General features: G+C 36.3%; 23 protein-coding genes and 1 riboswitch. Of the genes, 15 read left to right on the plus strand and 8 right to left on the minus strand.

Features of this window, described 5'->3' with window-relative positions:
- The first annotated feature begins 87 nt into the window (after positions 1–87).
- Positions 88–1,017 carry an RluA family pseudouridine synthase gene (locus ACEN4I_RS07090; RefSeq protein ID WP_407102575.1) on the plus strand — a complete coding sequence of 310 codons (930 nt, stop codon included), beginning with the start codon at positions 88–90 and terminating at the stop codon, positions 1,015–1,017.
- A gap of 65 nt (positions 1,018–1,082) precedes the next feature.
- Positions 1,083–2,060, plus strand: coding sequence for a DUF1002 domain-containing protein (locus tag ACEN4I_RS07095; RefSeq protein ID WP_407097537.1), 978 nt, complete (start codon positions 1,083–1,085; stop codon positions 2,058–2,060).
- 144 nt (positions 2,061–2,204) lie between these two features.
- On the opposite strand, the gene ACEN4I_RS07100 is transcribed toward ACEN4I_RS07095, so the two are convergent.
- Entirely contained in the window at positions 2,205–2,759 is a 555-nt protein-coding gene (locus tag ACEN4I_RS07100; protein ID WP_407097536.1) for an NADPH-dependent FMN reductase, read from the minus strand.
- Positions 2,760–3,004: 245 nt separating this feature from the next.
- Here ACEN4I_RS07100 and ACEN4I_RS07105 point away from each other — a divergent pair, with 245 nt between their 5' ends.
- The 7 genes from ACEN4I_RS07105 (at position 3,005) to ACEN4I_RS07135 (ending at position 8,924) form a co-directional block, all read left to right on the plus strand.
- A complete protein-coding gene (locus ACEN4I_RS07105; protein ID WP_407097535.1) occupies positions 3,005–3,706 on the plus strand; it encodes a Crp/Fnr family transcriptional regulator in 702 nt (233 codons plus the stop codon).
- 68 nt (positions 3,707–3,774) lie between these two features.
- Positions 3,775–4,371, plus strand: a complete 597-nt coding sequence (locus ACEN4I_RS07110; protein ID WP_407102577.1) for a cob(I)yrinic acid a,c-diamide adenosyltransferase — start codon at positions 3,775–3,777, stop codon at positions 4,369–4,371.
- Positions 4,351–4,495: riboswitch (adenosylcobalamin (AdoCbl) riboswitch) on the plus strand. Its footprint overlaps the gene before it by 21 nt.
- A gap of 90 nt (positions 4,496–4,585) precedes the next feature.
- Complete coding sequence (locus tag ACEN4I_RS07115; protein ID WP_407102578.1) at positions 4,586–4,996, plus strand: DUF4430 domain-containing protein; 411 nt, start codon at positions 4,586–4,588, stop codon at positions 4,994–4,996.
- Positions 4,986–5,519, plus strand: a complete 534-nt coding sequence (locus ACEN4I_RS07120; protein ID WP_407102579.1) for an ECF transporter S component — start codon at positions 4,986–4,988, stop codon at positions 5,517–5,519. Before ACEN4I_RS07115 ends, ACEN4I_RS07120 begins: the two co-directional genes overlap by 11 nt.
- Before the next feature lie 237 nt (positions 5,520–5,756).
- A complete protein-coding gene (locus ACEN4I_RS07125) occupies positions 5,757–7,103 on the plus strand; it encodes an extracellular solute-binding protein (protein ID WP_407102580.1) in 1,347 nt (448 codons plus the stop codon).
- 198 nt (positions 7,104–7,301) lie between these two features.
- Positions 7,302–8,087 carry a carbohydrate ABC transporter permease gene (locus ACEN4I_RS07130; RefSeq protein ID WP_407102581.1) on the plus strand — a complete coding sequence of 262 codons (786 nt, stop codon included), beginning with the start codon at positions 7,302–7,304 and terminating at the stop codon, positions 8,085–8,087.
- A gap of 9 nt (positions 8,088–8,096) precedes the next feature.
- A complete protein-coding gene (locus ACEN4I_RS07135; protein ID WP_407127662.1) occupies positions 8,097–8,924 on the plus strand; it encodes a carbohydrate ABC transporter permease in 828 nt (275 codons plus the stop codon).
- 58 nt (positions 8,925–8,982) lie between these two features.
- Here the strand turns inward: ACEN4I_RS07135 and ACEN4I_RS07140 are convergent, their stop codons facing one another.
- Genes ACEN4I_RS07140 through ACEN4I_RS07150 form a run of 3 tightly spaced genes read right to left on the minus strand, consistent with a single transcriptional unit; the run spans position 8,983 to position 11,223 of the window.
- Entirely contained in the window at positions 8,983–9,630 is a 648-nt protein-coding gene (locus ACEN4I_RS07140; RefSeq protein ID WP_407102583.1) for a hypothetical protein, read from the minus strand.
- On the minus strand, positions 9,630–10,619 hold the full coding sequence (floA, locus tag ACEN4I_RS07145; protein WP_407097643.1) for a flotillin-like protein FloA: 990 nt from the start codon (positions 10,617–10,619) through the stop codon (positions 9,630–9,632). The genes ACEN4I_RS07140 and floA overlap by 1 nt, the downstream gene beginning before the upstream one ends.
- Positions 10,612–11,223, minus strand: a complete 612-nt coding sequence (locus tag ACEN4I_RS07150) for an NfeD family protein (protein ID WP_407097642.1) — start codon at positions 11,221–11,223, stop codon at positions 10,612–10,614. The genes floA and ACEN4I_RS07150 overlap by 8 nt, the downstream gene beginning before the upstream one ends.
- Before the next feature lie 349 nt (positions 11,224–11,572).
- Here ACEN4I_RS07150 and glgB point away from each other — a divergent pair, with 349 nt between their 5' ends.
- From glgB to ACEN4I_RS07175, 5 genes are all read left to right on the plus strand, one after another.
- Positions 11,573–13,498 carry a 1,4-alpha-glucan branching protein GlgB gene (glgB, locus tag ACEN4I_RS07155; protein WP_407097641.1) on the plus strand — a complete coding sequence of 642 codons (1,926 nt, stop codon included), beginning with the start codon at positions 11,573–11,575 and terminating at the stop codon, positions 13,496–13,498.
- A 106-nt stretch (positions 13,499–13,604) separates the two neighbouring features.
- Entirely contained in the window at positions 13,605–14,756 is a 1,152-nt protein-coding gene (locus ACEN4I_RS07160) for a glucose-1-phosphate adenylyltransferase (protein WP_407097640.1), read from the plus strand.
- Positions 14,740–15,909, plus strand: a complete 1,170-nt coding sequence (gene glgD / locus ACEN4I_RS07165; RefSeq protein ID WP_407102584.1) for a glucose-1-phosphate adenylyltransferase subunit GlgD — start codon at positions 14,740–14,742, stop codon at positions 15,907–15,909. The genes ACEN4I_RS07160 and glgD overlap by 17 nt, the downstream gene beginning before the upstream one ends.
- Before the next feature lie 2 nt (positions 15,910–15,911).
- Complete coding sequence (gene glgA, locus ACEN4I_RS07170; protein ID WP_407102585.1) at positions 15,912–17,354, plus strand: glycogen synthase GlgA; 1,443 nt, start codon at positions 15,912–15,914, stop codon at positions 17,352–17,354.
- 108 nt (positions 17,355–17,462) lie between these two features.
- Positions 17,463–19,895, plus strand: coding sequence for a glycogen/starch/alpha-glucan phosphorylase (locus tag ACEN4I_RS07175; protein WP_407097637.1), 2,433 nt, complete (start codon positions 17,463–17,465; stop codon positions 19,893–19,895).
- 222 nt (positions 19,896–20,117) lie between these two features.
- Here ACEN4I_RS07175 and ACEN4I_RS07180 read toward each other — a convergent pair whose 3' ends face one another.
- From ACEN4I_RS07180 to ACEN4I_RS07190, 3 genes are all read right to left on the minus strand, one after another.
- On the minus strand, positions 20,118–20,747 hold the full coding sequence (locus tag ACEN4I_RS07180; protein ID WP_407102586.1) for a DsbA family protein: 630 nt from the start codon (positions 20,745–20,747) through the stop codon (positions 20,118–20,120).
- A gap of 177 nt (positions 20,748–20,924) precedes the next feature.
- Positions 20,925–21,620, minus strand: coding sequence for a hydrolase (locus tag ACEN4I_RS07185; protein WP_407097677.1), 696 nt, complete (start codon positions 21,618–21,620; stop codon positions 20,925–20,927).
- A gap of 90 nt (positions 21,621–21,710) precedes the next feature.
- Positions 21,711–22,088, minus strand: a complete 378-nt coding sequence (locus ACEN4I_RS07190; RefSeq protein WP_407102587.1) for a DUF4828 domain-containing protein — start codon at positions 22,086–22,088, stop codon at positions 21,711–21,713.
- 220 nt (positions 22,089–22,308) lie between these two features.
- Here ACEN4I_RS07190 and ACEN4I_RS07195 point away from each other — a divergent pair, with 220 nt between their 5' ends.
- Positions 22,309–23,667, plus strand: a complete 1,359-nt coding sequence (locus ACEN4I_RS07195) for an aspartate kinase (RefSeq protein WP_407097675.1) — start codon at positions 22,309–22,311, stop codon at positions 23,665–23,667.
- A 60-nt stretch (positions 23,668–23,727) separates the two neighbouring features.
- On the opposite strand, the gene ACEN4I_RS07200 is transcribed toward ACEN4I_RS07195, so the two are convergent.
- Complete coding sequence (locus ACEN4I_RS07200) at positions 23,728–24,549, minus strand: undecaprenyl-diphosphate phosphatase (RefSeq protein ID WP_407097679.1); 822 nt, start codon at positions 24,547–24,549, stop codon at positions 23,728–23,730.
- Positions 24,550–24,713 lie beyond the last annotated feature (164 nt).

A 24,713-nucleotide genomic window follows, 5' to 3' on the forward strand; every position in this document is an offset into this window, starting at 1 on the left:
TGAACGGAATCAAAAGATGTCTTTTTGGATACCTCGCTAAACTCCCATAATTGTGTATAATAAAGAATGAGAGTGAGGAATTAAAAAATGAAAAAGACATCTAAGAACACAAAGAATATAAAGAACACAACAAAGAGCAAACAAACGCCAATGCAATTTGTCATTAAAGAAGAAAAAGAATTATTGGATTTTCTATTGGAGAACAAAGTGAAAAGCAGCCGAAACTCCATCAAATCTGTTTTGAGTAGAGGCCAAATAACGGTAGACGGTAAAACTGTGAAACAATTCAATTATCCTTTGAAGCCTGGTCAAACCGTTAAAATAGCGGACAATAAAACAGCTCAAATCCAAAGTGAATTGATGGGAATTTCTATTTTGCATGAAGATGAGGATATTATTGTGATCGATAAAGAAGCTGGCGTTTTATCTATTGCGGCTGGCCGTCAACAAGAAATGACAGCTCATAGACAATTAAAGATTTATGTCCAACAAAAAAATTCAGCTAACCGTATTTATGTTGTTCATCGTTTGGATAGAGACACTTCTGGAGTCATGATCTTTGCTAAAAGTGAAGAAATCAAACAAAGATTGCAAGACAATTGGAAGACGATGGTTAAAGAAAGAATCTACACTACGTTAGTTGAAGGAGAAGTCAAAGATGAAACAGGAACAATCGAATCTTGGCTGACGGAAAGTCCTAAATCGTATAAAGTTCATTCGAGCCCTAGAGACAATGGCGGGCAACATGCAGTTACTCACTACAAAAAAATTAAATCCAATGGTGTGACCAGTTTATTGGAAGTACAGCTAGAAACCGGAAGAAAAAATCAAATTCGCGTTCACATGTCTGACATTGGGCATCCTGTGGTAGGAGATAGAAAATATGGTTCTACTACAAATTATTTGAAACGGTTAGGATTGCATGCTACAACAATTGCTTTTCATCATCCAACTTCGAGAAAATTAGTCCGATTTACTTCACCGGTACCAAAAGTATTTAATACCAAAATAAAATAATCAGTCTAAAGTTGGAAGAAATAATTCCAGCAGTTCGCTAAACTAAACCAAGGAGGTTAGAAAACATGAAACATACATTAAAAAAACTTGGAATGGGTCTACTTGTAACCACGGGATTGATTAGTGGCACATTAGCCGCATCGGTTCCAGTACAAGCTGCTGAAACTGGTATAGATACAACAGTAGTTAATGAAAAATGGGGTAAGCCAACCTTTGTTTATGGTGGAGGTTTGTCTGAATCTGAAGTAGCAGAAACAGAAGAGTTGATTGGGATAGAGAACCCTGAAAATGTGGCTAGTGTCAATGTCACAGGAGAAGAATTAGTAGAGTATTTAGGATCCGGTTCTGCGAATACTTCCAGTTTGATTTCATCTGTATTAGTAGAAAAAGAAGATGAAGGACATGGAGTTGTAGTCAATATTCAAACACCTGAAAATATCACACAAATCACTCAAGAACAATATGCCAATGCAGCTATCACAGCAGGCGTTGCAGATGCCACGATCGTTGTTGCTAGTATTCGACCAGCTACAGGAGAAAGTGCGCTATCTGGTATTTATAAAGCTTTTGATGTCAACGGTGAAGATTTAGACCAAGAGCGCATGGAAGTAGCGCAAGATGAGTTGGAAACGACCAATGAGATTGCTCAAGAGAATGCAGAAAATGCGGACTTTGATACTTCCAAATTAGATCAAGCTATTATCGAAATTAAACAATCTCTAGCGGAATTAAAAGAACAACAAGGTGAGTTAGCTACAAAGGAAGACATTGAACGTATTATCAATGAAGCATTAGCTAACAACAATTTAGAAAATGTAGTTACACAAGAACAGATTGACCGCTTAATGAGTCTATTTGAAAAATATCAACAAACAGCAGCGATTGATTCAGAAGCTGTAAAAGAACAATTAAACAATTTATCAGAACTCGTTCAAAACAAGATTGGTGATTTTATGGATGATGCAGAGGCAAGCGGCATATTAGATCGAATCAGCAGCTTCTTTCAACAAATCTGGCAAGCTATTACGGGTCTATTTAACTAGAAAATAGGGAGATGTTTGTCATGGCTAGGGTTCGCAGATCTACTATAAGATGCGAAGTACTTTATCTTGACCATGTCTCGAGTAGAATAAAAAAGCTGTTTCGGTTTGAATCCGAAACAGCTTTTTTATCATTTTACAGACAGATTATAAGTTCACGTCAATTTTGATGAAGTTTTTGAAACGTCCAATGATTGCATTGATAAATTGAGCAGTCAATTCATCCGTCAATTTGCCGTTTTCGTCAAATTTTTCGTGAACAGCGCCAACAAATACATCATTACCACCAGCAGCTGGCATAACGTATGCAGCAACTCCTAATGTATCTAAGATATCACGTAAGTGAATTTGAGCTTTAACTGTTCCTAGGTTACCCATTGAAGCACCCATAATCAAAACTTTTTTGCCTTCCATTTCTCTGCCTGCACGAGAAACCCAGTCTAAAGCATTTTTCAATACTGCTGGAATAGAAGCATTGTATTCAGGAGTAGCAATAACTACTGCATCAGCATCTTTTACTAAAGCTTGGAAGTCACGAACTTCTTGACCTGGATCAGCTTCGATTTCTTCATTGAAGAAAGGCAAGTTGCCGATTTCTGCAACCTCGATACCTAATTCTGGATATGTTGTTGCTAAGTGGTTTACTAATTTTAAATTGTATGAATCTTTTCTTAAGCTACCTACTAATGCTACTGTTTTCACTAAAACGACCTCTTTCTTAAGCTGATTTAAGTACATTAATAATATACCATCATTGTATTACTTTTAACAAGAGTTAATACTATCCTAAAAGAAGAAAACATAATAAAAGTAATTAGAAAAGTTGGATGGATAAAAAATAAAACTTGATAAAGATCAAGTTTTAATCAAAAAAGGACGAGTATACTAACAGAGTAAAAGAAATGAGTTATACTAATCTTAAGTACATAGAAAAGAGGGACTCTATTATGAATTCAAATTGTCATGACCATTTGTTTGGAACTCACAAAGCTTGTATTCAATTAGTACCGATATTTAATCATTTAGAAGATGAACAAATGGATGAAATTATGCAAACTACTCAATCAGTATCATTTAAAAAAGGAAGTATGGTTTATCGCGCAGAGGAAGAATCCGATACATTATACATTGTAAATAAAGGGAGAATCCGTATTTATCGTTTGGCTGAATCTGGGAAGGAACAAGTGGTCCGTATTTTGGAACCAGGAGATTTTACTGGTGAAATGGCTTTGTTCAGTCCCGAAAACACGAAACACGAGTCCTATGCTGAAGCTATGGTGGATACAAAAATATGTCAGATCAGACGCTCTGATCTGCAGGAATACTTGTTGAAATATCCTTCCATTTCTTTAAAAATTTTAAATGAATTGTCCCAGCGATTGGAGAAGTCTGAAGAACAAACGACACGATTTGCTACCGAAAAAGTGGAAACCCGTCTTGCTTTATTCTTAGCAGAATGCCTTGATTCAGAAACGGATACCACGGAATTTGTCTTACCTATGACTAAAAAAGACTTAGCTTCTTATTTAGGAACGACTCCAGAAACCATCAGCCGTAAATTAAGCGATTTAGAGGATTCGGGTTTGATCAAGCAGAAACCGAAAAAGAAAATCCAAGTTTTAAATTTAGACGGATTGTTGTTAGTCTAAAAATTATTGATTTACTTTAATGGAATTCTGTTTTATAGTGAAATAGTAAACAAGGAAAGGAGAATAAGATGCAGATATATACGAAACGCGGCGATTTTGGAAATACCAATCTCATTGGCGGCCGAACGATTCCTAAGGATTCGATACGTGTAGAAAGCTACGGTACTATTGATGAGTTGAATTCATTAATGGGGTATATTGTTAGTCAACTGGATGATACTGACATTAAACAAGAACTCATCAAACTCCAATATGATTTATTCGACTGCGGAACAGATTTAGCTACTCCAGATGGACTGAAAGAATATAAAGTCCAAAAAGAACTAGTGGAGTGGATCGAATCGAGAATTGACATCTATGCAGAAGAACCACCTGCGATTGAAAAGTTTATTATCCCTGGCGGACACCCGGTTTCCAGTTTACTGCAAGTTGCACGAACAGTTACTCGAAGAGCGGAAAGAATCATTGTTGCATTAAGTAGAGAAACAACTATCAATCCAATTGTGCCGATTTTCATCAATCGTTTGTCCGACTATTTCTTTGCTATTGCTCGAGTGGTCAATCATCGTAAAGGAATTGAAGAACCGTTTTACGAAAGAGGAGGAGTCGTTTTTCATACAGATTTGAAAAAAGAGGCTATTCCTAAAACTAAATACAACTCTTGAAAAATGGAAGTTGGTGTAAATCCAACACGGTCCCGCCACTGTGAAAAGCGAACAGCTTTAAGTCAGGTCTTTTTTTCAATTGTTTATACACAATGAGGCTTCGAGGCAAAGCACTCTATTGTTCAATTAGAAGTTCTAATAAGACATTTGCGCCTTGTTGGGGCATTTTTTTTTTTGTCTTTAAAACTAATGGAATTTATCAGGAGGAATAAAAATGGTTAAATCATTCAAATTAATGCTTTTAGTATCATCAGCTGTTTTGGTCACTGCTTGTGGGAGTAACAATCAAGAAACTGAATCATCATCTGCAACATCTAGTGAAGTCAGCTCAGTTGAAACAGCTATTACTGTCTCATTTACCTTTGAAGAAGACGATAAGGAAATAGCTGATTTAGCACAAGAATTTGACATTGAAGAAGGCCAAACGGTATTGGAAGCTTTGAAAGAGAATTTTAAAGTGGTCGAAGAGGGTGGTTTAGTCAGTTCTATTGAAGAGCATGAGCAAGATGAGACAGAAAGCAAATACTGGTTGTACACAGTCAATGATGAACAACCAACTGTTGGAGCAGCCGATTATGTGCTCAAAGACGGAGATGAAGTGAAGTGGAGCTTGAATGGCTATTAAACGCTCTTCAAAAAGGTATCAAGTTCAACATATAGCGTTGTTGGGTATACTGACAACTTTATGCTATATCAGCCGCTTGCTGTTTCAGTTTTTGCCAAATGTACAACCTGTAACAGTCATCTTACTGCTGATTACTCTTACTTTAGGAACAAGGGATGGACTGATTGTAGCTATTTTGAGTATTTTGATATCAAATATTAACCTAGGTTTAGGTGTCTGGACAATAGCACAGATTGCCTCTTTTACCGTTATTATCTTGTTAACAGGATCTCTTACAATTCTAGTTCCTCGTATTCTGTTTGTAGGGATGATTCTTTACGCCGGATTGACTGGATATATCTATGGTTTTGTCATTTCAGCAGTACAAGCACCATTTTTTGGCATCCAAAATTTTTGGGCCTATTATCTAGCGGGTTTGCCGTTTGACACCATGCACGCATTAGGGAATAGTGGGTTCTATTTTATACTAGCTCCTATTTTGGTTCCTATTATGAACAAATTTCTAAAGAAGTATTATCGTTAAAATAGAAATAGGATGTTCTTTAAAGGAAGTTGAGGCGTCTCTATCTCAACTTCCTTTTTTACATTTTGTGAAATGAAATGAAAACTGAACAGGTTGAAAGACTAAATATCAACCGTATTAGTTGAAAACAATAAAGATGTAAAGATATACTTTGAATAAGAAATGAAAACGTTTTACTGATTTACAGATCGGTAAAACAAATTTCTAAACAATTATATTAAATTGGAGGAGAATAGGATGAAGAAAAAATTTGTCTTTTCTGGTTTAGCCATTCCTTTAGTGTTTGGTCTAGTAGCTTGCGGTAATAACGATAATGCCGAAGACACAGACGGAGCAAGTGGGCAGCAAGTCTTAAAGGTGAGTTATCCGTCTTGGTGGGAGGATTGGTTTGCGGACTTAGAAGCTGATTTTGAAGCCACGCATGACGATGTCGATGTGGAATTGATACCATTATTTGATGACACAACTACTCGCCAAGCATTAATGATGCAATCGGCAGAAACTTCCCCAGACGTAGCTGTAGAAGATACTTTTATCTTGAATTCAGATGTAAATGCTGGGTATTTGGAATCTATGGACGATGTGGTAAATGGATGGGAGGATTGGGATTTAATAGAAGAGACTGTTAAACAAGGGGTTACTGCTGAAGATGGACAAATTTATGGAGTCCCTTTTAGTACTGATGTCCAAGGTCTCTGGTACAACAAAAATATTTTTGAAGAAGCAGGTTTGCCTGTTCCATTTGAACCTGCATCTTGGGAAGAAATTTTAACGGCTGCTGAGACTATTAAAGGCAGTAATAGTGAAACCATACCGTTATTTATGTATTCTACCAAGGCAAATGGAGAAGCAACAGCAATGAGAACTTTCCAACAATTGTATTTTGGTACAGGATCTGAATTGTACAATTGGGATGAAGGAAAATGGGTCGTAGATGAACAGGCTTTATTAGACACGTTTACTTTTATTGATAACGTTTATCAGAATGACTTAGGACCAGAGTTAAGCGTAGCCTCAAATAGCCAGATTTCTACTGTATTAGCAGAAGATTTGATGATAAATGATGGAGTTGCCATGGTAATGGATGGTAATTGGGTAGCAGCAAGTTGGCGCGAAGGGAGAGCAACTCCTTGGCCTGAAGCTCTGGATACTTGGGATTTTGTGGCCTTTCCAACTCAAAATGGTGAAGATCCAGAATACACTTCTATGTCTGGAGGTTGGGCATTATCTATTCCATCTAATGCTCAAAATAAAGATTTAGCTGCTGAATTTATTAAAATGGCAGTTGATCAAGAACACCAAACCGACTATGTTCGCCAAACAGGAGATATGACAGTACGAACTGATGTGGCAGAGGATGAAGAATATTTAAACCAACCTATCAGTAATTATGAGGAAGCTGGAGAAATTTTATCTTATACTAACTTCCGTCCGGCAGTAGATGACTACCCAACTGTTTCAACTCATATTCAAGAAGTTGTGGAGTCGCTTGTATCAGGGAATGTTACTCCTGAAGAAGCTGTTCAAAGCTATATTGAAGGATTAGAACGGATTGTTGGTACGGATAATATTATAAATCAATAAATTCAAATAAGAGACCAATTTAACAAGTTGGTCTCTCATTTTTAAAGAAATAAATTAAAACGAGGAGGGAGTATAATGCAGAATGAAAATGCACTAAATAGAACAGCAAAAAGGAAAAATAATAACAAAAAGAGGCAAGCAATACTCTTTTTAACACCTTCTCTCCTATAATTAGTAGTGTTTTTTGTAGGACCTATCATGATGACTTTCTTCTTTTCTTTTACAAACTTTTCTTTAACAGGGGCAGCTGCACAGGATATTCAATTTGTAGGATTTCAAAATTTCAGCAATTTAATGAGAGACCCACGATTTGAACAATCGTTTTTTACTACCATTGTTTTCTTAGTATTATCAGGAATTATGGGTCAGCAGTTGTTTGGATTCCTATTAGCTTTTTTAATGAAAAATACAAATCGGACCTTTCGAAAAGTAGTCGGAAGTGTATTTATGGCAGGGTGGGTTACTCCAGAGTTGATTGTAGCAATCATGTTTGTTTCTTTCTTACATGATGGCGGAACATTGAACCAGATTTTAATGAGCTCGGGAATTGAACCTATATCTTGGTTATTCACTTTTCCTATGTTCTCAATAGTTGTAGCAAATATCTGGCAAGGTTCTGCATTGAGTATGCTGATGTTCCAATCTGCTTTAGATAATATTCCGGATAGTATAGAAGAAGCAGCAAAAATAGATGGAGCATCTGCTTGGCAAAGGCTATGGAAAATAACGATACCTATGATTAAAAATACGATTTTTACGAATCTAGTTATCATTACGCTAAGTACGATGGGGGTATTTACTTTAATTTACACTATGACAGGGGGTGGTCCTTCTGGAGCCACGTCTACACTTCCAGTCTTAATGTATGAACAAGCTTTTGTAAATTATCAATTAGGGTATGGAACAGCTATCTCATTAATTATTCTTTCTATAGGAATTATCCTTAGTTTGGTGTATATCAAATTATTAAAAACAGAAGAGTAGGAGGCAAAAATGATGAAACCGATAAAATTACGAAATATCATTCCATATATAATTTTACTCATTATTGCAGCAATGTTTATTTTACCGTTGTTTTGGATTATTTTTGCTTCTTTTGATGAGTCTGCTACACAAGTGTTAAAAGTTCCAGAAGAACTATCTTTAGCTAATTATTCAACTGTACTGACAGATTCAGGAAATCAAAGTGCTTTTATAAATGGCCTTTTCTTATCTGGAGGACAGACGATCTTAGTTGTTGTTTTATCCTTGTTAGCTAGCTATCCACTATCCAGATTTTCATTAAAGCACAAACAAAAATTATTGATGACAATCTTATTCATGACTTCGTTACCTATTACAGCAGTGATGGTACCTGTTTATCAGCTATTTGTTTTCTTTAATTGGGTAGACTCTCTTTGGGCAACTTTATTATTTTTAACCGCTTCAGGATTACCATTTGGCATATGGATGATGAAAAATTTTATGGATGGTGTACCAGTTGAACTAGAAGAATCGGCCTGGATAGATGGAGCCAGTTCATTTGATGGTCTACGAAAAGTGATTATTCCACTTATGAAACCGGGGATCTTTACAGTAGCCATATTTACTTTTATCGGAAGCTGGGGCAATTTCTTTGTACCTTATATCTTGTTGCAATCTCCTTCTAAATTACCTGCCTCAGTAACGTTGTACCAATTTTTTGGGCAGTATGGTTACGCTGCTTACGGACAACTTGCAGCATATTCAATTATATATATGTTACCAACTTTTATACTGTACTATTTCGCACAGAACCATATGTCTAAAGGATTTGCTTTAGGCGGAGCAGCAAAAGGCTGAAAAATCGTGCAAAAAAAGGACCGAAACATCGTTCCTTTTTTTGCACAATCGATTTTCCCTATCTAATAGGTCTTTTACTTCTTGGTTTATCAAGTATTTCTTTGTAAACCACCGCCTGAACGATATTTTTTTGCAAATGAGTTTTACCTATTTTAAGACTAGGTGCATATGCATCGCGCGAGACAGCTGTTTTTTTTAGTGATTTCTGCTTTGTGGTATGACCTTCAGGATGAAATTCAGTACCTTCGTAACTGGATGATCCTTCAAGACCTCTAGTACCTTCTAAACTGCCCATACCTTCCGAACTTCCAGAACCTTCGCGGCTATAATCACGTTGCCGTTTAGTAGCAGAAGGATTTCTTTTAGGATTAGGTTGGTTCACAGTAGTTCTTTTTTGAGTATTGGCTTGTTTCGAACTGGAAGAATCTAGTTCATTCAATGCTTCTTTAAACTCAGAAGCAAGTTCTCTCCAACTTTGTTGTTTATTTGCATTTCGATTAGCCGAAACTGACCTACTTGGAGTTCGAGGAGTGGTCGTTCTTCTGGCAACTTGTTGTTGGTTCCGGTTGCTGCCTGCTCTTGTTATATCTGAGCTTTTCTTTTGCCGAGTGTTTTTCGGTATCAGCGCACGGATAAAAAATATGAAAATGAATATACCGCTATAAACAAGGAGACCCAACATGATGAGAATGAATATAGAATTCATTATTCATCACTTTCTCTCTTAGAACTATCTGAAATAGAACTTCTCATATCTGTATCAGCATTGATATTTTTCATGTTGTAGTAATCCATAACGCCAAGATTTCCTGACTTCAAAGCATCTGCTAAGGCTAATGGAACTTGAGATTCGGCCTCCACAACTTTAGCGCGCATGCGTTGTGTTTCAGCTTGCATTTCTTGTTCTTCTGCAATAGCCATAGAGCGACGTTCTTCTGCTTTAGCTTGAGCAATATTTTTATCTGCTTGGGCTTGTTCTGTTTGCAATTGAGCACCAATGTTACGTCCAACATCAACGTCTGCGATATCGATCGATAGAATCTCAAAAGCAGTACCGGAGTCTAAACCTTTACTTAAGATAACTTTTGAAATACCGTCAGGGTTTTCTAGTACGGCACTGTGATTTATGGAACTACCTACAGTTGTAACGATACCTTCACCAACACGGGCAATAATCGTATCTTCACCGGCACCCCCAACTAACCGTTCGATGTTAGCACGAACCGTTACTTTAGCTTTTACACGAACTTCGATACCATTTTTAGCTACTGCAGCAATAAATGGAGTTTCAATAACTTTGGGATTTACGCTGACTTGAACAGCTTCAAAAACATTACGTCCTGCTAAGTCAATAGCCGCAGCTTGTTCAAATTTTAAAGGAATATTTGCTCTTTCAGCAGCGATCAAAGCGTCAATAACTTGGTTGATATCTCCACCAGCTAAATAATGAGCCTCCAAATCATTAATGTTCAATACTAACCCGGCTTTTGTAGCCTTGATCAGCGGGCGAACGATATGAGAAGGAGTAACACGTCTCAAACGCATTCCTACAAGAGTTCCAATACCTATTTTAACTCCTGAAAAGTATGCAGTTACCCATAAACCAACGGGTACAAATCGTAAAAATAAACTGATAATAACTATTACTATAACCGCAATTATAGCTATACCAATAAAACTACTCGTTTCATTCATTTTCTACCACTCTCCTAACTATAATTTTAGAACCTTCCACTTTAATAACTTCTACTAGAACATTTTCTTCAATTCTTTCATTTTGACTCAATACATCTAAAGTAATTTCCTCAAATAAAGCTTTTCCAGTGGGTCTTAAAGCAGTAAGTGTTTTACCGGTTTGTCCAAGTAAAGAAGAATAATCAATACTACTCAAAAAACCTCTCTCGGAAGTTAAGTCATTATTTAAAACCAACTTACTGAAATTATCAAAAGAATAGCCTTTCTTGGCCAATACAATCACTAAGCCAACGGATAAGAGAACAGCGATACTTAAATCTCGAATAGCTTGACCAAGATCTCCTAATGTTTGATACAAACCAAAAATAATCAACAGGATTCCTATAATACCCGCTATTCCAAAATCCGGTATAAAAACCTCAAAGGTTAATAGAGATATACCTAAAATAAAAATGATAATTGTGTACCATTCATCATTCTCATTCATAAAGAAATAAGCAGCAAAACTTAGCAGCGAGATAGCTCCACCTAGAGTTGAACGAGGGGTTATTGCTGCAATAACTAAGCCAAGAAATCCAATTGAAAGAAGTGCAATGTTTAACATAGATTTACCTCCTTTCGTAATGAGTTATTTTTCAAAACTAAGTGTTTCAAACAAAAATAATCATGAAAAAAGTTTATTAAAGAAAGTGTTCTTATGATTATTTTACCATTAAAGTATTCTAATAGACACCATTTAGACAAAAAGAATAAAAGAAAGTAAAAAAAGTTAAAAAGAATTATTTAAAAAGAAAAGGGTCTTTAAAAGCATTTTTAAAAACGAAATGGTATAGTTTGAATAAGATGAAAAGATCAAAAAAAAGTGGGTTTGTATTAAAAAAAGATGTCAAAAATTAGAATTCAATGATAAAATAAAACGAATAATTGTTTTTAACTAGAATGAGGTGGAGGAAATGGAAAAACAAATCATTAATTCATTCAACATGAAAAAATTTGAAGAAATGAGTTATCTGTTTAATACAGGGAATTATTATGACTGCTATTTAACTTTAGGAAGTCATAAAGAAGTTCAAAATGGAAAAGAGGGGTTTCGCTTTACTGTGTGGGCGCCCCATGCTGAGGCAGTTTCTTTAGTCAGTGATTGTACTGACTGGTTTGAAGGGAAAAGAATGGAAAAAGTAGGTCACACAGAAATGTGGTCTGTTTTTTGTGATAGCGCTAAGGAAGGACAACCCTACAAATACCGTATCCAACACCAAGATGGAACCGTCAAACTAAAAATCGATCCCCAAGCTCTTGAATACGAAGTACGGCCAAAAGATGCTTCAGTCATCAAAGAACTGCCACAGAAAAAATGGCGTGATGGGCTTTGGATGGCATCCAAAAAAAGATTCCCTGTTTACGAACGTCCATTGAATATTTACGAAGTACATATGAGCTCTTGGAAACGCCATGAGGATGGAACTTGGTATAGTATTCCAGAATTACAAAGGGAGCTTATTCCTTACGTAAAAGAGATGGGCTATACACATATTGAATTTTTACCTCTTATGGAGCACCCTCTTGACGCTTCTTGGGGGTACCAAGCGACCGGCTATTTTGCCCTTTCTTCAAAATTTGGAACATTAGAAGACATGCAAGATTTTGTTGAAGCTGCTCACTTAGCCAATATTGGTGTTCTTATGGATTGGGTACCGAGTCATTACAATAAAAATGATTATGGCATGGCTTATTTTGATGGCACACCGCAATATGAATATCAAAATTACCATCAAGCTCAAAACTACCGTTGGGGAACGTTGAACTTCGATTTGGGAAAACCACAAATCCATAGTTTCTTGATTTCAAATGCTTTGTTCTGGATTGAGCAACTTCATCTAGATGGACTACGAGTGGATGCTGTTTCCAACATGTTGTACTTGGATTACGATGAAGGAGAATGGATACCCAATGATGACGGAAGCAACCACAATCGAGAAGGCGTAAAATTTCTCCAAAAAATGAATACAGTTATCTTTGAACGTCATCCAGAAACATTAATGATTGCGGAAGAAAGTACTGCCTGGTCAAAAGTAACTAAACCTGTGGAGCAAGGTGGTTTAGGGTTTAATTACAAATGGAATATGGGCTGGATGAATGATACATTGAGATTTTTTGAAATGAATCCTGCACTTCGGAAACAGCATTTTAATTTACTGACATTTTCGTTTATGTACATGTTCAATGAGAATTATGTATTGCCTTTTTCACATGACGAAGTAGTTCATGGTAAAAAGTCATTGATGCACAAAATGTTTGGAGATCGGTACAATCAATTTGCCGGTCTTCGAACGTTGGAAGCTTTTCGGATGACACACCCAGGTAAAAAATTAGGGTTTATGGGAAATGAGTATGGTCAGTTCCTTGAATGGAAGTTTGATTCCAGCCTTGAATGGAACAGTTTGGATGACGCAGCGAACAATAAACATCTACAATTTAGCCGAACGTTAAATCAGATCTACAAAGAGAACAAAGCTTTATGGGAATTAGATCATGATCCTAAAGGAATAGAAATTTTAGACGCCGATAATGCTTCGGAATCGATTATGACTTACATTCGAAAAGGAAAAAAACCGCGAGATTTTCTTATTATAATATGCAATTTTGTACCTGTGGAACGGCAAAATTATCGAGTGGGAGTTCCGTTTGAAGGGCAATACGAAGAGCTGTTAAATACAGAAATGGAAGAGCTTGGGGGTACTTGGACCGAAACACAGGGAACATTAAAAACAGAGAAAAAACCCCATAATAATCAGGAATACTCTATTAATTTGATTGTTCCAGCTATGAGTGTGATTATTTTAAAGCCTAAAAGAATTTTTAAAGTACCAAAAGTATAAATATTCATTCTAATAGTCAAATTATTTTGTTTTATAGCTGTTTGAAGTTATTATAAAAAAGAGGAGGGTAGAGGAAGGTTACAGAAATTGTATCTTCCGTATAAAAATGAAAAATGAAATAGTCTCTATGATATTAGCTGGAGGACAAGGATCTCGTTTAGGAAAATTGACTAAAGAAATCGCCAAACCAGCCGTTCCATTTGGTGGGAAATACCGCATCATCGACTTTGCATTGAGCAACTGCGCAAACTCAGGAATTAAGAATGTTGGTGTTGTTACTCAATACCAACCGTTGGATTTAAATGCTCATGTAGGTAATGGAGAAGCGTGGGGGCTGAATACTCATAATGGAGGAGCTACCATTCTTCAACCTTATACCAATGTAGATGGAGAAAAATGGTTTAAGGGAACAGCTCATGCTATCTATCAAAACATTGGCTTTATAGACAGATACGATCCTGAATATTTATTGGTTTTATCTGGAGATCATATTTACAAAATGGATTACCAAAAAATGTTGGATTACCATAAAGAAAAAAAAGCTGCTTTAACAGTTGGTGTTATTCCTGTTGAGTGGGAAGAAGCTTCTCGATTTGGACTGATGAACACAGATAAGTCAGACAGGATTATTGAATTCCAAGAAAAACCTGACAATCCAAAAAGCAATCTGGCTTCAATGGGAATCTATATCTTTGATTGGCCTAAATTGAAAAAATATTTAATCGACAACCAAGCTAAAAATCGTCAAATGGAAGATTTCGGAATGCATGTTATTCCAGCTTATCTTCGAAATAGTGAAGATATTTATGCCTATGCGTTTAGAGATTATTGGAAAGATGTTGGAACAATTGAAAGTTTATGGGAAGCAAATATGGAGTTTCTCAACCCCGAACATGCCTTAAACATTCGAGATGAAAACTGGAGGATTTACTCTAATAATCCAGATTCTCCACCTCAATTCTTAACTGAAACTTCCAAAGTAACGAATTCAATGATAGTAGACGGCTGCTATATTGCTGGAGAAATAGAACATTCCATTTTGTCTCACAATGTCAAAGTTGGAAAAGGGTCAGTGATTAAAGACAGTTTTATTATGTCAAACGTAACTATTGGTGAAAATGTAGTCATTGATCATGCGATCATTGGTGAAAATGCCAAAGTACACGATGGCGGAAAATTGATTGGTAAGGATAAAGATATAGCTGTGTTAGGCTACTCTGAAGAGATTGGAGGACTTAAAGATGATGAGAAGAAATAGTTTTTGTGCAATCGTTAATTTAGTTGAAGACGGTAGTAGGTTAAAACCTTTAACGAATAAACGCCCTGTAGCAGCCTTGCCTTTTGCAAGCAGATACCGCTTAATCGATTTCCCATTTACTGCTTTGCATAATGCAGAAGCTACATCTGCAGCATTATTCATTTCTGGAAGTGGACATTCACTATACGATCATATTCGAAGCGGGTTTGAATGGGGTTTAGACTCTACTATTGGCGGAGGAGTATTTACCCACTCTCAAATGGATTTAAAAGAATCTGCGGCTCTAGAAGGCGATAAATTGACTTATTATGAAGACCAACGAAACTATGTAAAAAAATCCGCAGCTGAGTATGTGGTGATTACCGGCAGTAAAATGTTGTGCCACATTAATTTACAATCTATTTTACGCTACCATAAAGAAAATTCTGCAGACATGACCGTTGTTTACAAAAATATTCCGGCTGCAGAAGTACCTGTTGATACAGACCTGAAAAGTTACTCTCTTAATCCAGATACTGGAGTGATTGAATGCCTTAATTCTGTTAGTGAGATGATGGATAAAGGAAATGAAAAATTAGCTATCCAAACAGGTATCACTGTGATGAGTGTAGAAAAATTCTTATACTATTTGGATCTGCTTGAAGAAAGACAAGAAAGACACCATATGGGATTAATGCTGAACCTGGCTTTAGAACAAGGCAATAAAGTTTGTGGATTTGAATACACAGGATACTTAAAATATATCGATACTGTGTTGAGCTATTATGAAGCGAGCATGGATATGTTGGATGAAGACAACTACAATTCATTATTCTACCGTGATGAACCTGTCATTACACGAGCAAGAAATGGTGCACCAACTTATTATTCTCCTTCTAGCAAAGTTTCAAATGTTCAAATTGCAACAGACTGTTATATAGATGGTGAAGTGGAAAACACGATCATCTTCCGTAAAGTTCGTATCAAAGAAAATGCGGTAGTAAAAAACTCGATTATTATGCAAGGCAGTCAAATTGGTGAAGGAGCTCATTTGGAATACGTGATTTTAGATAAAAATGTCACTGTAGCTCCGGGAGTAAAATTAATCGGCACACCCGAACAACCTTTAGTAGTAGAAAAAGGCAGTGTACTGACTGAGAAGAAAGGGGCGTAAGCATGAAAGTATTATTTGCCGCTGCTGAATGTGCTCCTTTTTATAAAACAGGAGGATTAGGCGATGTTGCAGGTGCTTTGCCTAAAGAGTTGAAAAAAAAAGGAATTGACATACGTGTAGTGCTTCCTTTTTATACTTCTTTACCGCAGCAATACAAAGATCAATTAGAAGATGTTTGTCAATTCGAAGTAAAGGTAGGCTGGCGGAGTCAATTCTGCGGTATAAAGCAATTGGTTAAAGACGAGGTTACTTATTATTTTGTAGATAATCTGTATTACTTTGATCGCCCTGGAATCTATGGTTTTGATGATGATGGAGAACGTTTTGCATTCTTCTCTCAAGCTATCCTTGAGATGCTGGAAAAAATCGATTTCATTCCTGATGTGATTCATGTGAACGACTACCACACTGCAATGGTGCCTGTTTTGTTAAAAGACAAATACAATTGGATCGAAAGATATCAATCCATTAAAACAGTATTAACCATTCACAATTTACAATTCCAAGGTATTTATGACCAAGTAGTTTTATCAGATCTATTTGATATTGGCTACAATGCCTTTCATATGAATGGTCTAGAATTCTATGGAAACGTTAATTTCTTAAAAGGCGGTATTTATTACGCTGACTTAGTCACTACTGTGAGTCCCAGTTATGCTGATGAAATCCAAACGGAAGAATTCGGTATGGGATTAGATGGTGTTTTAAGAGACAATAAGAGTAAAATCGTGGGAATCTTAAATGGGATTGACTATGATGTGTTTAACCCTGAAGCAGATGAGCATGTTGCAGAACATTTCTCTGTGGATGATCCAAGTGGAAAAGCTATCAACAAAAGTGTATTGCAGGAAAAAGTGGGGTTGCCAGTCAAGAAAGATATTCCTGTAATGGCTATGGTAAGCCGTTTGACGGAGCAAAAAGGCGTTCATTTACTCATTGAAAAAATGGATGAATTGATGCAGCGAGAAGTTCAAATCATCCTCTTAGGTACAGGAGAAAGCCATCTTGAAGATGCTTGTAAACATTATAATTGGGCCTATCCTGAGAAATTTAAAGCGATCATCGACTTTGACGTTGAATTGGCTCAACTGATCTATGCTGGAAGCGATCTGTTTATTATGCCGTCTGCTTTCGAGCCGTGTGGACTTTCTCAACTAAATTCTTTGCGTTATGGAACGTTGCCGATCGTCCACGAAACAGGCGGATTAAAAGACACCGTGCAAGCCTACAACACATTTACGGGAGAAGGAACTGGATTCAGCTTCTCAGGCTATTCTAGCCAAATCATGTTGGAAACCATTGATCGTGCTTTACAAGTATATTTTGATTACCCAGATCAATGGAAAAAATTGGTACGACAAGCTATGAAAAAAGACTTCAGTTGGGAAAAATCTAGTCAATTGTATCAAGACAGTTATGACAGAATTACAGATCAAACAAATTAAATGAGCAGTATGAAGGATTAAAGGGCTAGACCAAATTTTTTTGGCCTGGCCCTTGTCGTAAAACGTGCTAAGTACATAGAATGGTTATACCTATGAGGAGGATTTGGAATGACATTACAAGTAGCAGAGTTTAAAAAAGACTATGAGAGATTGTTGAAAGGACTATATGGACTAGATGTAAAAGAAGCTTCTCCTATTCAGTTGTACAGTGCACTTGGAACTTTTGTCAAAGCCTATGCAGGGGAAAATTGGACGCAAACCAAAATAGAGTACGAAAAAAAACAGGTCAAACAATTGTATTATTTTTCAATGGAATTTTTACCGGGAAGAATGTTGAAAAGTAATTTACTGAATTTAGGGATCTTAGATACCATTCGCAACGGTATTGAAGAAATCGGTCTGGATTTTCAATCAATAGTGGAAGCAGAAGAAGATCCTGCGCTGGGAAACGGAGGATTAGGCCGATTAGCTTCCTGCTTTATGGACTCTATCGCTTCTTTAGGTATTCCTGGTGCTGGGAGCGGTATTCGGTATAAGTACGGCTTGTTCCAACAGCGATTTATTGATGGACATCAAGTTGAAGTTCCTGATAATTGGCTGCGAAATGGAAACGTATGGGAAGTCCGAAAAGAAAATAAAACCATCAATGTCCGATTTGGAGGTCAGGTTTATTTAACGGAAGAGGAAGGACGATTTGTACCGATCTACGACAATACCCGAAATATTTTAGCCGTTCCGTACGATACTGCTATGATTGGTTATCAAAATAATTTGGTCAACAATATGCGATTATGGTCAGCTGAAATCCCTCCAGAAGATTACGTTCACTATTCTAGTATCACCGCTCAACGAGAAGTGAATCAATTGACGGAAGTCTTGTATCCAGATGATTCCAATTATGAAGGCAGGATTTTACGGTTGAGACAAGAGTATTTCTTGTGTTCAGCAGGCGTTCAAAGTATTGTTCGTTATTACAAAAAATTACATTTGCCAATGATCCACATTGCAGATAGAGTTGCTATCCATATCAATGATACACATCCAGCTTTATGTATTCCTGAATTCATTCGCATTATGATTGATGAAGAAGGATTGAGTTGGGAACAAGCTTGGGAGATAGGGAAGAAAGTGATGAGCTACACCAATCATACGATCATGCAAGAAGCAATGGAAAAGTGGCCCATCGAAATGTTGCAAGCTGAGATCCCAAGAGTGTATCAAGTGATCGAAGAGATCAATCGCCGACATATTGAAAAGAAATTGCCTATCTATGGGGAAGAATTGACTTATCAAACAGCTATTATCAAAGACGGTGTGGTGAATATGGCGCATTTGGCTATTATTGGAAGCCACAGTGTTAACGGAGTTGCACAACTGCATACAAATATTTTGAAAAATGATGTATTGAAACACTTCTTCGAAATGTATCCCATTAAATTTAACAATAAAACGAATGGTATCACTCAAAGACGGTGGTTGCAAATAGCTAATGAGGACCTGACGAAATTTATTGATGACAGAATCGGTACAGAATGGAAAAAGAAACCATCAGAATTAAAGATATTGAAAGGGTATGCCAATAATGTGGCTTCTTTGAGAGAATTAGCAGAAGTAAAATTGAAAAATAAACAGCGATTTGCGCAGTATGTAGAAAGCAAAATGGGCTTAATTATTGATCCAAATGCTCTATTTGATGTTCAAATCAAACGATTGCATGCTTATAAACGTCAACTGTTAAATGTGTTGCACATTCTTTCCAGATATCTAGATATCAAAGAAAACCCAGAATTGGATATTCAACCAAGAGTTTTTATTTTTGGAGCTAAAGCAGCACCAAGTTATTTGTATGCTAAACAAATCATCAAAGTGATCAATGCTGTTGCTGAGTTAGTAAATAATGACCCAGACATTGGAAATAAATTGAAAGTAGTATTTGTAGAAAATTATGGTGTTACGTTAGCTGAATTGATTATTCCAGCTGCAGAAGTAAGCGAACAAATTTCTTTAGCCAGTAAAGAAGCCTCAGGAACAAGTAATATGAAATTAATGCTCAACGGTGCATTAACTGTAGCTACACTAGATGGAGCTAACGTAGAAATACGAGATTATGTTGGAGAAGACAATATATTCTTGTTCGGCCTAACTTCAGATGAGGTGTATGACTATTATGAAAATGGAACGTATTCTTCACGCACAATTTATGACTCTAGTCCAAAACTGAGAAAAGTATTAAACACTTTGATTGATGGGACTATTCCAGACATTAAAGAAGAAGGAAGAGTGATTTTTGATTCCCTAGTGAAATACAATGACGAGTATTTTGTACTGAAAGATTTTGAGGAGTATATTACCGTGCAACATCAAGTAGATGAACTGTATCAAGATAAACAATTGTGGAATCAAAAATCATTATTGAATATAGCGAATTCCGGTCCCTTCTCAGCGGACTTTACGATTATGCGTTATGCAGAGGAAATTTGGAAAATAGATTCTGAAATGCCGCAAAATGAACAAACCATTCACCTCAATGAACCAATTTAAAAAGAGCGTGGAGCAAAACGCTTAGATTTTCGTGAGGTTCACTTTTCTCTTTTAGTTGGTTGAACTTTCCCAACAAAAAGAGAAAGTGAAACTACAGGAAGTCTGTTTTGCGCAACGTATTTATAAAGAGCATGAAACAAAACATTTAGACTGTAAGACTCAAAATGCAGTATAGGTCCCAAATGATGGAATCTATACTGCATATTTTCATTGGTTTATCCGTTAAGCATTTTCTGCTTGTATCTCTGTTAAGACTTGCTTAAAGGTATCTATCGGTTGTGCTCCACTAATACCGTATTTTCCATCAATCACAAAGAAAGGCACGCCTTGGACACCGATTTGTTGGGCGGCAGTTACGTCTTGTTGCACAGCGTCTAAATAATCCTCTGAATGAAGAATTTTCGCAGCAACTTCTTTATCTAAGCCGACTTTTTCAGCTAACTCCACCAATGTAGGGTCATCATTTAACCATTCTCCATTGATAAAATAAGCTTCCTTTGCGACTTCCATGAATTCAGTACCTTTACCTTGTGTTTTAGCATACTGGAATAGGCGATGAGGTTTTACCGTGTTCCCGTGTTGAATTTTTTCATAGTGATAATCCAAGCCGGCATTTGTGGCCATTGTAGTCACCTGTTGGATCATATCGTCAGCTTGTGAAGAGCTCATACCCTTGATTTCTGCAAAATATTCTTGCATAGGGCCTTCGTATTTTTCAGGAGCCGTTGGATCCAACTCATAACTATGGTATTCAAAAGTGATATCTTCCATACCTTTTGTTGCTTCTTCAATGTGTCGTTTACCTATGTAACAAAAAGGGCAAACAAAATCTGACCAAATATCTATTTTCATTGTATATTCTCCTTTTAACTTACTATTTACAAGTCGATCATCTCTATCCTACAGGAAGGTGGGATTTATTTCAATGATTTTTCTAAATGAGGATGGTTTAGTAAAACTAATAAGGAATAAAAAAACAACAACGTAAGTTTCTGACTTGCCAGAAATGCGTTGCTGCAGTGAAAGGTTTTATTCTTCAATGTATTTATTTTCTTCTTGTTTACGGTATTTATCCATTTTACGTTTAAATAATTCTCCATTAGAAGGCGGAGTGTACGTAATTGCGTTAGCGCCAGCTTCAATAGTTTCTAAAATACTTTCGTCAGTTGGACCACCAGTTGCAATAATAGGAACATTCGGATAATTTTTGCGAATGCTGCGGACGATGGAAGCCGTTTTTGAACCTCCACTGACATTAAGGATATCTGCTCCAGCATCCAATTTTTCTTGGATATCTGTAAATTCAGAAACAATAGTGATCACGATTGGGATATCGATCACGGTGTTGATCTGTGTAATAGTTTCCAGCGGTGTAGGAGCATTAACGACGACACTGATGGCTCCTAAAGATTCTGCAAAAAGACTAATGTTTGCAGATCTGAGTCCATGTGTCAAACCGCCACCTACTCCAGCTATAACGGGTATAGATGCTACGGAAGAGATAGCTTGTATGATAGCAGGGTAAGGTGTGAAAGGATAAACTGCTATTACAGCATCCGCATCAGTATTGCAGATAATAGAAATATCTGTTGTAAAAATAAAGGATTTCAGTTTTCTTCCATTAATATTGATGCCGCTGCATTTAGTGATTACTGAAGGAACATCAACTGTATCATGTCTTAATTCAGTAATAACGGAAGGAATATTGTCTTTGTATCGGGCCATACTTTGTTGCCTCCTTTTTGTCTAACGAATTCCTTTTAATTAAAACCGATTTTAACTAAAAGAGCAATAAAAAAAAACAAAATGTTAAGTCTAGTTGAGGGAGGTTAAAGACAAAGTATAGGTTTTGTCATCGGCAGAATCAAACAATGTGATTGAATTTTTATCGATTGGTTGAATAATCAGCTCATATCCATAATGATCTGTAAAAGTTAATTTTTTTTGATCTAATAAAGTTAACGAGCCTTTTACAGGTTTTTCATTTATAAATAATCGAGCTTGATCATCAATTTTAAGAGTTTTAGTTTCTGGATACAAAGAATCATCAAACGTCCATGTCCCGGCAAACCTGGAGATGGCAGAAGTTTTATGAAATCGAGTTTTTTTGTTTTTCTTACGCAGAGTTTCTCGTGCAACTCCTGCAACAAAAGAAACACCTAATAGATATGTAAATGCTTTGCGCCGACTCATTAAAAAATCTCCTTTTGTCTATAAATAATTATCCCAACAGTAGAATGAACTTGTCATTTCATGGTACTATAATAAACAAATTCCAAGTTTCCATCTTTGTTTATATTATAATCTTTTTTTTCAAGAAGATATAGGGACTTCAGACGGATTTATGAGGAATATCCTAATTGTAATCATTTCTTAAACTATTCAAATTAAATTAAATAAAGGTTGTGAAATAATGAATGTAGTTAAATTTGGGGGCAGTTCATTAGCATCAGCTCAACAATTAAAAAAAGTAGTTCAGATCGTAAAAGAGAATAAAGCGCGTAAAATCGTCGTCGTATCCGCACCAGGAAAACGATTTCCACAAGATGAAAAAGTGACTGATTTGCTGATTTCCATAGCTGAAAAATCATTATTAAATCAAGATTTTTCTGATGAAATGAACAAAGTTGTACATCGTTACCAGGAAATAGCAGAAGATCTTCATCTTGATAAAAAGGTTATTGAAATGATTCGAATGAATCTGAATGAGCTGACAGCTGGAGATAAAACAACTCCTGACTATTATATCGATGCTTTTAAAGCAAGCGGGGAAGACAATAACGCTAAATTAGTCGCAGCTTATTTGAATCAAGAAGGATTGCTATCTAGTTATATCAATCCACAAGAAGCAGGATTGCTTGTAACAGATGAGCCGAACAATGCACGTATTCTTCCAGAAAGCTATGATGCATTGGAAAAGTTGCGTAACAGAACTGAAGTACTTGTTTTTCCTGGCTTTTTTGGGTACACCAAAGAAGGTCAAATTTGTACCTTTTCAAGAGGTGGATCAGACATCACAGGAGCCATATTAGCCAACGGAGTAGGGGCGGAATTGTACGAAAATTTTACGGATGTGGATGCTATCTTTGCGGCCAATCCGTCTGTCGTCAAAAACCCTTATCCAGTATCTGAATTGACGTACCGCGAAATGCGCGAATTGTCTTATGCAGGTTTTTCCGTATTACATGATGAGGCACTTGAACCAGCCTTTAAAAAAGGAATCCCAGTGGTGATAAAGAATACCAATAATCCTGAGGCTCCAGGAACGAAAATCGTCAAAGAACATACAAAAGAACATGCTCCTTTAATTGGAATTGCCAGCTCAAGTGGATTTATAAACATTTATATTGAGAAGTATTTGATGAACCGTGAAATTGGTTTTGGGCGTAAAGTTTTACAGTTATTGGAATCATATGGATTAAGTTATGAACATACCCCCTCTGGAATCGACAACTTGACAGTCATTTTACGAGAAAACCAAATGACCCCTGAGATTGAAAAAAAGTTGATTAGTGCATTAACAGAAGAGCTGTCTGTGGATAGTGTAAATATAGAGAGAGGTGTTGCATTGATTATGTTAGTTGGCGAGGGAATGCGTAATCAAATCGGAACGATGGCGATAGCAGCACAAGCTTTGAAAGACGAGCACATTAATATCGATATGGTCAATCAAGGAGCATCAGAAAATAGTGTCATGTTTGGCATACAGAAAAAAGATGAGGATAAAGCTGTAGAAGCTCTCTACCATGCTTTCTTTGATGAGGTCAAATAGGCAGCAAAAAAAGGGTTGAGATTTTTATAATCTCAACCCTTTTTTTAATTGACTAGTCTATTATGCAAAAAGCATGAAATAACCTAAGACTAAAATACCTAAGACAATACGATACCAACCAAAGGCTTTAAAGTCATTATTTTTAATGTATTTCAATAAGAACTTAATGGCGATAATAGAAACGAAAAAGGCAACGATCATACCTGTTAATAATATCGCTACTTCAGAACCAGTAAAGTTAAATCCAAAGCCCAAAAGTTTCAATAAGCTGGCCCCAAACATAATTGGAATAGACATAAAGAATGAATACTCAGTGGCTACAAAACGAGACGTTCCCAGTAAAATAGCTCCTAAGATAGTCGCTCCTGAACGAGACGTTCCTGGAATCAAAGAAAGTACTTGGAACATTCCTATTAAGAAGGCTGTTTTATAGGTTAAATCAGCAAAAGTTTTCGTCGATGGTACTCGATCTTTATTGCGGTTCTCGATCACTATAAACAGTATTCCATAAACAATCAGCATAATTGCTACGGTTTGATAATTAAATAAATGTTCCGTCAACCAATCATCAAATAAAAATCCCAAAACTGCAGCTGGAATGACCCCAACCACTACTTTATACCAAATAGACATCGTATCTTTTTTCTCTTGCGCAGATTTGCTAGGAGCAAATGGGTTCAATTTATGAAAAAAGATAAGAACAACTGCTAATATAGCTCCTAATTGAATCACAACTAAAAACATTTCCATAAACGCAGCAGAAGCATTAAGCTTGATAAATTCATCCACTAAAATCATATGACCTGTACTACTAATGGGCAACCATTCTGTAATACCTTCGACAATACCTAAAAATACGGCTTTTAAAAGTTCGACTAGAATACTAATCTACTCCTTTCCATTCAAAAAAATTGCATAGCAAGGATTAGTATAACGAATTTTAAAAAAGTAATCCATAAAATCACAGAAAATTAATATTTTTTAAGTCGTTTTGACATAAAACTAGGAATAGTAAAAAGCTGGGATCACCTAATCCCAGCTTTTAG

Origin of the sequence: Desemzia sp. FAM 23990 (assembly GCF_045528485.1) — a bacterium.
GTDB lineage: Bacteria > Bacillota > Bacilli > Lactobacillales > Carnobacteriaceae > Desemzia.